Here is a 12724-nt window from a genome sequence, read left to right on the forward strand (position 1 = left end):
GGTCAGGCCCTCCTTTCGGTATTCTCGGAGACCATGGCCGCAAGCCTGAGGCGCGCAGTCGATAACCTGCTCATCACCGTGCCGATCGGAATACCGAGGATGTCGGCCGTCTCGCGGTAGCTATGGCCTTCGACGTTGACCAGCAGGAACACGCTTGCCAGGCCCTCGGGCATGGACAGGATCATCTTCTGCAACTGATTGGCGTAGACGGCTTTTTCGGCTGAAGGCTCGATGCTGAGCTCCTCCTGGCCGAGTGCGTCGACCGTGCCGCTACCGGCGCGGACCTTGCGCTTGCGGATCTCGTCGACCCAGAGGTTGCGCGTCATCGCATAGACCCAGCTTTCCAGCCGGCCTTCTCCGTTCCAGAGGTGGCTGCGCGTGATCGCGCGCTCACAGGCTTCCTGAACCAGATCGTCGGCATCATTGGCGTTGCGCGTCAACGTCATCGCGAACCGACGCAATTTGGGCAGGAGGCCGACCAAGTCGCGTCTGAAGTCCTTCGTTTCTGCCGCTGGACGCATTGCTCTTCCAAATGAAACGTGCCGGATCGTGCGTTTATTCGCGGTGCGGGGCACGAGGCGGATGATATGAAACATTTGCCCCTTAGTCTGCAAGGGAAGCGCCGGAACGGAAAGCAAATTCTGCTGCTTCATGGCGTCTTTTCCCAAAAAGCTTTTGCTTGCCGGCGCCCGTTAACCACGCGCTTCGTTACCGTAAACTGCAGCGCTGCCCCGAGATCGCGTCAAAGTTCGGCCCGAATCTGGCCGGACCTCATCGCACAACTGCAGGTCGATGTCGGGGACACGCCAATGAACGGACAGCATCGTAGCAAGAGATTGAATGTCGCTCGGATCACGGGTGATCGATGGGGCCGAGCCCAGTTTCGGCGAGGGGCCGTGGCCATACGCATTGGCGCAGTGGTTCCTCTGCTTGCGGGGCTCGCCGCATGCCAGAGCGCTCAGGTCATCGAAACCGGATCGCTATCGTCCTACAAGGATTTCGTTGCCAGCGACGGGATGGTGACCAAGACGAAGTATCGGGTGGATGCCGCCGCGACCAAGAACGTGAAGACGGTACACGTGATCCCGACGACCTTTGCGGCCACTGCCGATCTCGACAAGCTCGGGGATCCGCAGAAGAAGCTGGTGGCCACCGCGATCGACCGTTCGCTCTGCGAAGCCTTGAGTGCGCAATTCGATGTCGTGCCGATATCGAAGCCGGCCGATATGGCCGTTCGCTCCGTGATCAGCAAGGTCAAATCGACAAATGCCGTTGTCGCGGGTGTGTCGACCGTCACCTCGGCGGTCGCTCCCGTTCCGGTTCCGCGCATTCCGATCGGTCTTGGAAGTCTCGCGGTCGAGGCCGAGGCTTTCGACGCGAGGGGCAAGCAGATTGCCGGGATGACATGGGCGCGGGGCGCCAACATCCTCACTAATGGTTCACGCGCATCGACGGCCGCCGATGCATTCGAACTCGCCGGCGACTTCTCCGACGATTTCAGCGCGCTCCTGGAAAAATCGAGCGACCCGATGAAGTCCGATTTCGAGCTGCCGTCGATGAAGAACGTCAAGAACAGCGTCGCTTATGCGGTGACCGGCAAACCCACCGATCCGGATTGCGCGGTGTTCGGCAAGGGATCCGGTCTCGGCGGCATCGCCGGCGGCGCGCTCGGCTTGCCGCCGGAATGGTCGGAGAAGAAGAACGATGCAAAGTCGATTGCTGATGACGCTGCGGGAAGCGGTGCCACGGCAGGCGGGGCGAAGGGAAGTGCGTCCAAGGGAGGCGAGCCCAAGAAGAGCGGGCCGACGGCAGGCGGGCCGAAGAAGACCTAGTGTCCCGGTGCGTGCCCGTGGCACCTCGGATCGAGGCGGCGCCTGGCGCCGCCCGTCCATATTATCGCCCGGTCAGTACTGGCGCACGCCGCCGAGTGATTGCAGCAGCGCGCGGTAGGCCCAGGTGTTTTCGCCGCCGCGATCGCGGATCTCGATGAGCTGCACGCGGGCTTCCTCGACGCGTCCCTGTTCGATCAGGGCCTGGCCCATATAGGAGCGGGCGAGGATGTAGTTCTCGTCGGCCTGCAGCGCGCGCTTGTAGTACTGCATGCCCAGTTCCATGCGGCCGGCCTTGCGGTTGGAATAGCCGAGATAGTTGAGCACGCGGGCGCTCTTCTGATCCTTGACGGCGCCGAGCACCTTGATGGAATTTTCGTACTGGCCGTCATAGGCGAGCTCGCGTGCGGCCTGGAACAGGATATCGTCGCTGAGGTCGCTCTTCTTGGCGTTGACGCAGGCATTCTTCTTCGCGTCCCAGACCTTGCCATCGGTGCACTCGCTGGTCGTCTTGGTCTTCTTGGGCGGTTCGCTGGTATCTTCGCCGGCGGCCATCACGGCCTGCGCCATGAAGCTGGTTGCGCCGGCCACAAACAGGGCACAAAGCAGGCTTTTCCGGTACATCATGCCATCTCCCGTTTCTCGCGCACGCCCGCGAAGGCTCGCGCGTGGTTTCAAACTGATCGCGTGTCTTCGACGCTTCGAAAGGAGACCGCCATCGGGCTGATCCACCCACGAAGCATGCCAGAAGACGGTGCGCGCCACCAGCATGCAGCGCGACCGGGGTATGACGCATGAATGCGGGAAATTATTCGCCGGGCGATGAATATTCTGCGAAGCAGGTCCGCTTGGTCGCCTCAGAACCGCGTCGTTTCGGCGAGCGTCACGGTGGCGCCGTCGCCATTCAGCGCATAGCGCTCGCGCGTCAGGTGCCAGTTTCCAGGCTCGCCCACCACGGTGAAGAGGTTGTAGGCGGCCGGCGGCTTGTGACCACCCGGCCCCTGCGAGGCGGAGGCGATGCCGACGACCGGGACCGGAGCCTGCGGGCCCTTCAGCCAGTAGACGGTGTTGAGATGGGTGTGGCCGTGGATGACGAGTTCCGCGCCGCCAGACGAGATTGTCGCAGCAAAGCGGCGGATGCCGATCATGCGCTTGTGCATCGGGGCTGCGCCGCGGATCGGCGGGTGATGGATCATGACGATGCGAAAGAGACCTGCTTCGCCGGCGGCCCTGAGCATGTTGACGGTTTCGCGCGCCTGCCTCTGGCCGAAATATCCGCTGGCCGCAAAGGGCGGCGTCGCAACGGCGGTCGAGCAGCCGATCAGCGCGACCGGTCCGCGCACCCGCATATAGGGAAAGCAATGGTGCCGCTCATGCCAATGGGCGGGCGCATCGTCGCCGCGCATATAGGGATACCAGGCGCGGGTGGTCTTTTCGTAGGCACCCGGCACATAGGCGTCATGGTTGCCCGGAACGATGGAAATGTTCTCCGGCTTGCCCGCGTCCTCTAGCCACTCCGTGACGGCCTTGATCTCGAGCGACGACGCGAGGTTTACGAGATCGCCGGTCATCGCCAGATGGTCCGGGTCCTTCTTCTCGATGTCTGCCAACAGGCAATCGAGCGTGCCGGTGAAGAGATGCCGGCTGCGATTGCGGTGCCAGTTGACGAAGCCGGTGATGCGCTTGGACGCAAGTTCCCTCAGCGATAGCTCGGGTAGAGGTCCGAGATGGACATCTGAGATATGGGCAAGTTTGAACATCGCCCCCGTCTAGCGCATATTCCGGCCGAGGGGAATCAGGTCGCCCGATGAATCGCGTGCGGCTAGGAAATGGAAGGGCAAGTCGTCTGGAACAGGATCGGCCACCGGAGATGCGGCGCTGGTATCTGCGGCTCCTGATGCGGCTCGCGCACGGTTACTATGCACTGGCGCGCGGCATGACGATGGGCGTGCGGGCTGCCTGTTTCGACGGCGAGGGCCGGGTCTTTCTCGTGCGCCATTCCTATCTGCCGGGCTGGCACCTGCCAGGCGGGGGCCTCGACCGCGACGAAGCCTCGCTCGACGGATTGTTGCGAGAACTGCGCGAAGAGGGAAATCTGGAGACGACGGCGCCGCCGATGCTCATCCAGGTCTACTACAATCGGCGCACCAGCCGCCGCGACCATGTCGTCTTCTACCGCTGCGACGGTGTCAGGCAGAGCGCGCCGAAGACGCCGGATCTCGAGATTGCCGAAAGTGGCTTCTTCGCGCTCGATGCGCTGCCGGAGGATACCACGCCGGCGACCCGCCGCCGGCTTGCGGAGCTCGCCGGCAGCGTTGCTATCGATCGCTACTGGTAGGCACGACCGACTTTCCGTTTCGTTGTCGATTTACAGCGCCTCACGCCCATGCGGGGCGGTGAGGTCTAGCACCGGACCCACCGGCACGACACCGGTCGGGTTGATGGTCGTGTGGCTGCGGTAGTAGTGCTCCTTGATGTGACGCATGTCGACCGTCTCGGCCACGCCAGGCACCTGGTAGAGCTCCCTGAGGTAACCCTGCAGGTTCGGATAGTCGGCGATGCGGCGGATGTTGCACTTGAAGTGGCCGACATAGACTGGATCGAAGCGCACCAGCGTCGTGAACAGGCGCCAGTCAGCCTCGGTGAGGCGGCTGCCGGTCAGGTAGCGGTGTGAGGCGAGGCGTTCCTCCAGCATGTCGAGACGCGCGAAGAGGGCGGCAACGCTTTCCTCGTAGGCGCCTTGCGTGGTGGCGAAGCCGGCCTTGTAGACACCGTTGTTGACGTCGTTGTAGACGTCGGTGTTCAAGGCATCGATTTCGCCGCGCAGCTCTTCCGGATAGAAATCGAGCGTCGAGCCGGTGAGGCCATCGAAGGCGGAATTGAACATCCGGATGATCTCGGAGGATTCATTCGAGACGATGGTGTTCTGCTTCTTGTCCCAGAGGACGGGGACGGTCACGCGGCCGGAATAGTTGGCGTCAGCGCGGGTATAGATCTGCCACAGCGCCTTCGAGCCGAAGAGGTGGTCTCCGGTGCCGATGCCGCCGTCCTTGAACTCCCAGCCCTGGGCGAGCATCAGCGGATCGACGACCGAAACGGAGATCAGGTCCTCGAGCTTCTTCAGCTTGCGGAAGATCAGCGTGCGGTGCGCCCAGGGACAGGCGAGCGAGACATAGAGATGATAGCGCCCGGCCTCTGCCTTGAAGCCGGCGTCGCCGCTCGGCCCGGCCGAACCGTCCGCGGTCACCCAGTTGCGGAACTGCGAAGCGCTGCGCTTGAAGTGGCCGTTCGTTGCCACGGTGTCGTACCAGACGTCCTGCCAGACGCCGTCCACCAATCTACCCATGGGAAAACTCCTTCATTATCGTTGCGTCAATAGATAGCGCTTCCAGCGGCCTCCGATAGGTAGCGAATTCGGAACAGTGCGTTTTAGGCTTTGACAGAGGGCATTTTTCTGATATCGGCGATCTCACAACTTTTTTTGTGCCGGAAGAAACGCACTGATGATCTCGGGAAACCTGCGACGACGCTGATGCTGCCAACGCCCACTTCGGGCGAAGCCATCCCTATGTCTGTCCGCACGCCTGGTTTCTCGATCCCATGAAAAAGCACGATCTCGTCTACCTGACCGAAGACGCGTCCCATGACGCCGCCATCGAAATCATCAATGAAGAAGCCTTTGGCCCCGGCCGGTTTGCGCGGGCGGCCGCGCGTATTCGGGAGCAGGGGCCGCATGACCGGTCTCTCTCGTTCATCTGCGCCGACAACGGCGAGACGATCGCATCGGTTCGGATGACGCCTGTGATGGCCGGTTCGATTATGGGCCATCTGCTCGGGCCGCTCGCCGTGCGGCCATCGCACAAGAACATGGGGATCGGCCGGGAACTGGTGCGCATCGCCGTCGAGGCGGCGCGGCGGAACGGTTCGGAAGCGGTGATCCTCGTCGGCGACCCGCCCTATTATCAGCCGCTCGGTTTCGAAAAGGTGCGTTACGGAGCGCTTGAGTTTCCCGGGCCGGTCGATCCCGCGCGGGTGCTCGTCGTGCCGATGGCCGAAGGCGTGCACGCCGGTCTTGCGGGTATCATCGGCTGGCGGGATGACGCACTGGCGCTTGCCGCGCCGCTCGAGCTGCCGCTCGCCGTCTGACATTAGCCTGCGGCGAGGGATTTCTTCAGGAAGACCCGGGTGCGGCCGATGGGGAAGTCCGGCAATTCGCCGAAGACTGCGTAGCCCTGGCGTTCGTAGGCGCGCCGGGCTTGCGGGTTGAAGGTGTCGATCCAGGCGCTGTGGCAACCGCGGCGTCGAGCTTCGTCTTCCGCCGCCTGCAGCAGTTTGCCGGCAAGGCCCTGTCCGCGCAGATCCTCCGGCAGCCACAGCCATTGCACGAAGAGCCAGCCCCAACCGGTGTAGCCATTCAGGCCGCCGCGTCTCCCTTGTGCCTCGAGGCCGCCGACGAGAACGGCGAGTGGTCGCCGCTCCGACGGGCCGACATCGGCCGCGTTGAAGGCGGTGAGGCCGTTGCCGATCGCTTCTAGCGCCTCGGGCGGAGGCGCGTCCGTTACCTCGAACATCGAAACCCCTAGATAGATGCGCGGCGATGTGAGCCGCGGCCCATGCTGAAGACGTCGAGCCCGTCTTCGCCCACGTCGCTCTCGTCGAGCCGCCAGCCGAGGCGCTCGTAGAAGGCACGCTTGCCGGGGAGGGCACAGAGATGGACGGCATCTGCGCCGGTACCGAGAGCGGCATGGGCTGCCTTCAACACGATGTCGCCGCCGACGCCTGCTCCGCGGAAGGGCGGATCGACCCAGACGGCCGCCACCCAAGGGGTGAGGTCCGGCCGCTCTTCGAGATCCGAAGCGATGACCGAGGCGGTGCCGACGAAGCGATCTCCGGCATGCGCGACGAGGCAGAGTTGCTCCGCGCCTTCGGCAAGGCTTGCCTTGAGCAGGCCGGTGATGTGGTCCAGCGGGAAGCCGTGCGGTTCCCACCAGGCGCGCCAGATGCGGTCGGCGACGGTGTCGAAGAAATGCGGTGCGTTGCGAATATCGCTGACGACAATGGTCTGATTGGTCATCGTCCCTCGCGATACCAAGTGGCCGAGATCAGGAAGAGCAGCGCTGCAAGCCCGAGAAGCCCGGTGAACAGCGGCAGCGAGTTGATGCCCTTCAATACGGTTTCATCCGTCATGCGAATGGAGAGGCGCTGATCGTCGGCCGAGCGTATCGAGCCTCTGACCGGCAGCACCGTCGGCAGATCGAGCGGGCCGTCGGCGCTTGCGAGACGCCGCACCAGGCCTTTGGTCTTCTGCGCCCAGGGGCGCAACTTGTCTTCGGTCGAGATCGCCGCCTTGAACTCCGGCGCATTGGGATCGCCGACATGTGCGAGCGCCGTGAGTTCGCCGTTGGTCATCTCGAACAGGCCGGTCTCGGTCGTGGCGAGTTCGGCCGAATAGAGACCCGGTTGGCGCTCGGTCAGCTTCACGTCCTGCTTCTGGCCCGAGGGCGAAACGAGGGAAACGGGGCCGGGGTCGCCGTCGATCGTCTGGCGGGTAATTTCAAGCGTCCGGCCTCTGGCGCGCGCGGTCAGCGCTTCTTCCTCGAGCGAGGGTTCCTGCATCAGCCAGTGGGCGGTGCGGCGATAGAGCGAGACGTGGGGACCGCCACCTTCGAAGCCGCGCGCCCAGAGCCAGCCCTGGTCTGAGAGCAGCATGGCGACGCGGCCCTTGCCCACGCGGTTGAGCACCAGCAGCGGCTTGCCGTCGGCGGCTTCCATCACCGTATTGCCCTGCGGCCTGTCGACATCGACCGTACGGAACCAGCGGCCCCAGTGCGGCGGTTCGCTATCAGAGCCTTCGAGACCGCGGGTGACCGGGTGCTTCTTGCCTTCCTCCGACAGGCGGGGGAAGAACGCCTTCTCGTTCATCACGCCCGTGGGCGCGGCCGGAAGGACGGCAGAAAGCGGCGTTGCGGCGATCGAGTCGTCGCCGGCATGTTCCGGCCCGGCCGCAATCAGAAGCGCTCCGCCATTCTCCACATATTGCGCGATGTTGTCGTAGTAGAGGATCGGCAAGAGGCCGCGATGCTGGTAGCGATCGAGGATGATCAGGTCGAACTCGTTGATCTTGTCGACGAACAGTTCGCGGGTCGGGAAGGCGATCAGCGACAGTTCGTTGATCGGGGTGCCGTCCTGCTTTTCCTGCGGACGCAGAATGGTGAAGTGCACCAGATCGACCGCCGCGTCGGACTTCAAGAGGTTGCGCCAGGCACGTTCACCGGCATGTGGTTCGCCGGAGACGAGCAGCACGCGCAGATTTTCGCGAATGCCGTCGAGCACGTGGACCGCGCGGTTGTTGGTCGTGGTCACTTCGCCGGGAACGGCGTCCACCGCAAATTCGAGCACGTTGTTGCCGCCGCGCGGCACCTTGAAGCTGAAGGGAACGTCGGTGCCCGGCTCGGCCCGTTCCCGGGCGATCTCGTTGCCGTTGAGGCGGATACTGACTTCGGCGGTCCCGCCAGGTGCGGCACCGTCGTCGACAACCCGGAAGGAGAGCTTCTGCTCTTCACCGACGATGCCGAAGCGTGGCGGGTTGATGAGCTCGACGCGCCGGTCGAACTCATCAGGCTTGCCGGTGATCAGGCCATGGATCGGGGCGTCGAAGCCGAGCTTGCGGCTGACATCCGGCACGTCATGGATCTGGCCATCGGTCACGAAAATGGCGCCGCCGATGCGCGCGGGTGGGACGTCTGCGAGTGATGTCGCAAGCGTGGAGAAGAGATTGGTTGCCGGCGACACGCTCGCCGGATTCGACTTGGCCTCGACGATGCGGGGCTCGATCAGCGGTATCGCCGCCAGTCGCGCCTTCAAGCCCTCGACCGCACGATCGGTCTGCGCGGTGCGGTCGCCATTCTGCTGGCTCTGGCTGCGGTCGACGACAATCGCGACGATCGTCGAGAGCGGGTCACGCAGTTCGACGAAGATGGAGGGGTTGGCGATCGCCAGGGCAAGTGCCGCCAAGGCGAGGGCGCGCAGCCAGGCGCCGCGTACCTTTCGCCACAGGCCAAAGCCGATGAACAGGGCCGCGACGATCAGCAGCGGCACGAAGAACATCAGCGGAAGCAGCGGAGCAAAACCATAAGTCATCGATCAGCCCTCACTGCCCAAGCCTTTGGAGGAGGTCCGGCACATGCACCTGATCGGACTTGTAGTTGCCGGTCAGCATATACATCATGATGTTGACGCCCGCCCGAAAGGCATATTCGCGCTGCATTTCGTCCGGCGGCACCGTCGGCAGAAGCGGTGCGCCGTTGGCGTCGACGGCCCAGGCGCCGGCGAAGTCGTTGCCGGTGATCATGATCGGCGTGACGCCATCGCCGCCGCGCACCGGCCGGTTGCTCTGTTCCTGCGCGTCATTGGGGGCGGCTTCCACCCACAACTGGCTCTCGGTGTAGCGGCCGGGAAAATTCGAAAGCAGGTAGAAGGCCTTGGTCAGGACGTGGTCCGCGGGCACAGGTTCCAGCGGCGGAATGTCGAGGCCATTCAGCATTTCCTGCAGGCGCTGCACATTGGGGCTGTCGCCGGCGGCCGAAGGCGTCAGCGACGAGAACTGGTCGCGCGTATCGAAGAGCACGGTCCCGCCGTTGCGCATATAGGCGTCTATCCGGCTCATCACCCGGCTGCTCGGCATCGGCGCCGTGGCCGAAACCGGCCAATAGATGATCGGATAGAACGCCAGTTCGTCCTGTTCCAGGTCGACGCCGACGGGCGCCCCCGGTTCCAGGGCCGTGCGATAGGTCAGGTAATTGCTGAGGCCAACAAGGCCCTGCTCGGACAGGCGGTCGACCTCGGCCTCGCCGGTGATGACATAGGCGAGGTGGGTTGTGTCGAGCCGCCGCAGTGTCTGCTCGTCGCTCGGCTGGCTGTCCTGCGCGTGAGCAACCGTGGGGGCGAGCGCCGCGAAGCCAAGCGTCGCAAGGCCTAGGGTGGCCAGAACGGTGGCCGCGGCGGCGCCACGGCTTCCACGACCGCGCAACCCGGTGAGGCCGCCTGCCATATAGAGCACGATCAGCGTGTCGATCAGGAAAAGCATCAGCGCGAGCCCGAAGAGGTAGGGGCGGATCGAGAATGGGCGCACACCTTCCAGTCCTTCCGCGCGCTCGCTGACGAGACTGCCTCTGATCGGAGCAAGACTGCCGCCGTCCGGGAGCAGATTGTTGGCAACGAAACCCTCCTCCGAGCCGTAGAGGCCGGGCGGCGTGTCAGCCGACACGGTCGGCGGAACTCCGGGGGCGATCTCGAGCGGACGGGCGCTGCCTGTTTCCGTGGTCAGTTCGCCTCGGGCGTTCAGCAGTCGATAGGGCGGCAGAGTCTGCGCCTTGCTCGTCTGGTCGCCGGCAACGCCGCCCGCGCGCGAAAGCTGAATGGACCGGCGCAGCATGTCGACGAAGGAGCCCGAGATCGGCAGGTTCGACCAGCTCGGATCGGCGCTCACATGGAAGAGCACGATGCGGCCACGTCCGCGTTCGGCCGTCGTGACCAAAGGCGTGCCATCGGCGAGATTTGCCCAGGTCCGTTCCGCGAGGTCCGGTGTCGGCTGCGCGAGAACCTGGCGCTTGACGAGGACGTCGCGCGGATGCTCGAGGCCGGCAAAGGGGCTGGACGACGGATAGTCGGCGAGCGGCTGCGGCTCCGACCAGGAGAGTGCGCCGTCGAGGGACCGTTCGCCCTGCCTCAGCACGACCGGGACGAGCGGGTCGTCGGCAGGGGCGCCGGCCAGCCGTGGGCCGGCGAAGCGAACGAGCATGCCGCCATTTTCCAGCCAGCGCGTCACCACAGGATAGCTTTCATCCGGCAGCCGGCCGACGTCGGCCATCACCAGGATCGACGGATTTTGCGCGAGAAGCTCGGCAATCGCCTTGCCGATCGCTTCCTCTCTGGGTTCGATCAGGTCGGCATGCGGTTCGAGTGCCCGCTTGATGTAATAGAGCGGCGAAAGCAGCGGCTGCGACTGGTGAACCTCGCCGCTGAGAAGCGCCACGCGGCGGCGGCGATTGCCGTCGTCGAGCAGGTGGATGCCACCGGCCGTTGCCTGCCCCTCGATCGTCAGACGCGCGAAATCGTTGCGCAGCTCGAAGGGTGCTTTCAGGAGAGCATTTGCCGTCGTGGCGCCGGCGCCGAAGCGAAGTTCACCTTCGGCAATCGCGGTGCCGCGCGCGTCGCGGGCAAAGACGTAGTAGGCGCGCGGCTCGCCGATCGGCAGCCGCGATGCGGTGACCCGCATGCCCTCGTTTTCATTGGTTGCGGATGTCAGTGCGATGGCGCTTTCCGCATTGCCTTCGATCCGGCGGACATTCGCAGCACCGATCTCCGCGACCTGGCGCATCGTCTGGCCGTCGCCGGCCTCGATCCCGTCGCTGAGGAAGGCGAGCGTTCCCGGCGGCGAGCCCGAGAGGGCGGCTTTCATGGCGGCAAGCGCGCGATCGCGCACGGCGGGAAGGGGTTGCGGCTGTGCCGCCGCGAGACGGTCTCGTGCAGTGGTGGCGGAGGCCGGCGTCGCATCGTGCTGGCGGTCGGTCGTAAAGACGATCGAGACCGGCAAATCCTTCGCTTCCGCATCGTCGATGAGCGCATTGGCAGCCTCGACCCGCCGATCCCAGTCGGAGACGGTCGCCCAGCTGTTGTCGATGACGAGCGCGAGCGGGCCGGCGGACGAAAGCGTGTTCTGGCGCGGATTGAACACCGGATCGGCGATCGCCAGTATCACGGCGGCCGCCAGCAGCATGCGCAGCAGCGTCAGCCACCAGGGGCTTTGTGCCGGGGTTTCCTCGCGCTTCATCACGGACGCCAGGATGCGCAGCGGCGGGAAGACTTCGGCCGCGGGCCTTGGCGGCGTCATGCGCAGCAGCCACCAGATCACCGGCAGGGCAACCAGGGCGGCGAGGATGGCGGGGTTGGTGAAGAGGAGGGGCAGGCTGCTCATAGCTGGCCCCCGTGCGTCGCGCGTCCCGGCATGCCGGAGAGATAGGTGTGCACGGCGACGAGCGCTTCGGAGGCGGGCCGGTCGGTCCTGTGCGGCGTGAAGGTCCAGCCGAGATGGCGGAGCGTCACGCCCAGGCTGTCGCGGCGGCTGACATAGGCGCGCTGATAGTCTTCACGCAGCACCTCGGCGCGGCCAGCCGTCAGCTTCTCGCCGGTCTCCGGGTCGGTGAACTCGGTGCGGCCGCTATAGGGGAACACCTCTTCTGCGGGGTCCGCGATCTCGACCACATGGCCGCGCAGGCCGCGCTTGGCCAGCGGACCCAGGCGATCCATGATCTTTTCCGCCGGATCGAGAAAGTCGCCGATCAGCACCAGATCGCTGGCGCTGCGGATCATCCCGGTCTCTGGAAGGCCTTCCGCCAGCGGGCTCAGCATGATTGCGGTTGCCAGCCGTTCGGCGGCGTTGCGAGCCGATATCGGCTCCATGATGCCGGGGCAGCCGATGCGTTCGCCGGAACGGGCGAGAATCTCGGCGAGCGCCAGCATCAGCACGAGCGCACGGCTTTCCTTGGAGACGGCGCCGAGCTTCGATTTGTACATCATCGACGGGGAGAGATCCGCCCATAGCCAGATCGTGTGAGCGGCCTCCCATTCGCGGTCGCGGACATAGGTATGGTCGTCGCGGGCGGAGCGCCGCCAGTCGATGCGCGACATGCTCTCGCCGTCGCTATAGGGCCGGAACTGCCAGAAGTTCTCACCGATACCGCGCTTGCGCCGTCCGTGCCAGCCGGAGATCACGGTGTTGGCGATCCGGCGCGCCTCGACCAGACAATCGGGAACGAGCACGGCGCGCTGCTGCGCACGTGAAAGCACTTCACTGGCGGGAGTACGCGAGACTATGTGCCCGACGGTGGCCATGC

12 protein-coding genes are annotated in these 12724 nt (G+C 64.8%); 3 read left to right on the plus strand and 9 right to left on the minus strand.

Going from position 1 to position 12724, the window contains the following annotated elements; translation table 11 throughout:
- Positions 1-2 precede the first annotated feature (2 nt).
- Positions 3-521 (minus strand): RNA polymerase sigma factor, encoded by a 519-nt coding sequence (locus AB4Z53_RS22135; RefSeq protein ID WP_113535500.1) that lies wholly within the window; start codon positions 519-521, stop codon positions 3-5.
- Between the two features lie 375 nt (positions 522-896).
- Here AB4Z53_RS22135 and AB4Z53_RS22140 point away from each other — a divergent pair, with 375 nt between their 5' ends.
- Positions 897-1832, plus strand: coding sequence for a DUF3313 domain-containing protein (locus tag AB4Z53_RS22140; protein ID WP_162768598.1), 936 nt, complete (start codon positions 897-899; stop codon positions 1830-1832).
- 72 nt (positions 1833-1904) lie between these two features.
- On the opposite strand, the gene AB4Z53_RS22145 is transcribed toward AB4Z53_RS22140, so the two are convergent.
- Both AB4Z53_RS22145 and AB4Z53_RS22150 read right to left on the minus strand, forming a co-directional pair.
- Positions 1905-2456, minus strand: coding sequence for a tetratricopeptide repeat protein (locus AB4Z53_RS22145; RefSeq protein WP_162768597.1), 552 nt, complete (start codon positions 2454-2456; stop codon positions 1905-1907).
- 230 nt (positions 2457-2686) lie between these two features.
- On the minus strand, positions 2687-3589 hold the full coding sequence (locus AB4Z53_RS22150) for a metallophosphoesterase family protein (protein WP_113535498.1): 903 nt from the start codon (positions 3587-3589) through the stop codon (positions 2687-2689).
- A 110-nt stretch (positions 3590-3699) separates the two neighbouring features.
- Here AB4Z53_RS22150 and AB4Z53_RS22155 point away from each other — a divergent pair, with 110 nt between their 5' ends.
- On the plus strand, positions 3700-4167 hold the full coding sequence (locus tag AB4Z53_RS22155) for an NUDIX domain-containing protein (RefSeq protein WP_113535497.1): 468 nt from the start codon (positions 3700-3702) through the stop codon (positions 4165-4167).
- A gap of 30 nt (positions 4168-4197) precedes the next feature.
- Here AB4Z53_RS22155 and AB4Z53_RS22160 read toward each other — a convergent pair whose 3' ends face one another.
- On the minus strand, positions 4198-5175 hold the full coding sequence (locus AB4Z53_RS22160; RefSeq protein ID WP_441597726.1) for a glutathione S-transferase family protein: 978 nt from the start codon (positions 5173-5175) through the stop codon (positions 4198-4200).
- 254 nt (positions 5176-5429) lie between these two features.
- Here AB4Z53_RS22160 and AB4Z53_RS22165 point away from each other — a divergent pair, with 254 nt between their 5' ends.
- Complete coding sequence (locus tag AB4Z53_RS22165; protein WP_113535495.1) at positions 5430-5975, plus strand: GNAT family N-acetyltransferase; 546 nt, start codon at positions 5430-5432, stop codon at positions 5973-5975.
- Positions 5976-5977: 2 nt separating this feature from the next.
- On the opposite strand, the gene AB4Z53_RS22170 is transcribed toward AB4Z53_RS22165, so the two are convergent.
- Genes AB4Z53_RS22170 through AB4Z53_RS22190 form a run of 5 tightly spaced genes read right to left on the minus strand, consistent with a single transcriptional unit; the run spans position 5978 to position 12722 of the window.
- Positions 5978-6400, minus strand: coding sequence for a GNAT family N-acetyltransferase (locus AB4Z53_RS22170; protein ID WP_441597727.1), 423 nt, complete (start codon positions 6398-6400; stop codon positions 5978-5980).
- An 8-nt stretch (positions 6401-6408) separates the two neighbouring features.
- Positions 6409-6903 (minus strand): GNAT family N-acetyltransferase, encoded by a 495-nt coding sequence (locus AB4Z53_RS22175; RefSeq protein WP_291162136.1) that lies wholly within the window; start codon positions 6901-6903, stop codon positions 6409-6411.
- On the minus strand, positions 6900-8969 hold the full coding sequence (locus tag AB4Z53_RS22180; protein ID WP_441597728.1) for a hypothetical protein: 2070 nt from the start codon (positions 8967-8969) through the stop codon (positions 6900-6902). Before AB4Z53_RS22180 ends, AB4Z53_RS22175 begins: the two co-directional genes overlap by 4 nt.
- 10 nt (positions 8970-8979) lie before the next feature.
- On the minus strand, positions 8980-11805 hold the full coding sequence (locus AB4Z53_RS22185; RefSeq protein WP_441597729.1) for a DUF4159 domain-containing protein: 2826 nt from the start codon (positions 11803-11805) through the stop codon (positions 8980-8982).
- On the minus strand, positions 11802-12722 hold the full coding sequence (locus AB4Z53_RS22190; RefSeq protein WP_113535490.1) for a DUF58 domain-containing protein: 921 nt from the start codon (positions 12720-12722) through the stop codon (positions 11802-11804). Before AB4Z53_RS22190 ends, AB4Z53_RS22185 begins: the two co-directional genes overlap by 4 nt.
- Positions 12723-12724 lie beyond the last annotated feature (2 nt).

This window comes from Ensifer sp. 2TAB8 (assembly GCF_052115125.1).
Classification (GTDB): Bacteria; Pseudomonadota; Alphaproteobacteria; order Rhizobiales; family Rhizobiaceae; genus Ensifer.

Coding starts and splice junctions, on each gene's coding strand:
- AB4Z53_RS22135 (WP_113535500.1), bottom strand. CDS start 521: ATGCGTCCAGCGGCAGAAACGAAGGACTTCAGACGCGACTTGGTCGGC.
- AB4Z53_RS22145 (WP_162768597.1), bottom strand. CDS start 2,456: ATGATGTACCGGAAAAGCCTGCTTTGTGCCCTGTTTGTGGCCGGCGCA.
- AB4Z53_RS22150 (WP_113535498.1), bottom strand. CDS start 3,589: ATGTTCAAACTTGCCCATATCTCAGATGTCCATCTCGGACCTCTACCC.
- AB4Z53_RS22155 (WP_113535497.1), top strand. CDS start 3,700: ATGCGGCGCTGGTATCTGCGGCTCCTGATGCGGCTCGCGCACGGTTAC.
- AB4Z53_RS22160 (WP_441597726.1), bottom strand. CDS start 5,175: ATGGGTAGATTGGTGGACGGCGTCTGGCAGGACGTCTGGTACGACACC.
- AB4Z53_RS22165 (WP_113535495.1), top strand. CDS start 5,430: ATGAAAAAGCACGATCTCGTCTACCTGACCGAAGACGCGTCCCATGAC.
- AB4Z53_RS22170 (WP_441597727.1), bottom strand. CDS start 6,400: ATGTTCGAGGTAACGGACGCGCCTCCGCCCGAGGCGCTAGAAGCGATC.
- AB4Z53_RS22175 (WP_291162136.1), bottom strand. CDS start 6,903: ATGACCAATCAGACCATTGTCGTCAGCGATATTCGCAACGCACCGCAT.
- AB4Z53_RS22180 (WP_441597728.1), bottom strand. CDS start 8,969: ATGACTTATGGTTTTGCTCCGCTGCTTCCGCTGATGTTCTTCGTGCCG.
- AB4Z53_RS22185 (WP_441597729.1), bottom strand. CDS start 11,805: ATGAGCAGCCTGCCCCTCCTCTTCACCAACCCCGCCATCCTCGCCGCC.
- AB4Z53_RS22190 (WP_113535490.1), bottom strand. CDS start 12,722: ATGGCCACCGTCGGGCACATAGTCTCGCGTACTCCCGCCAGTGAAGTG.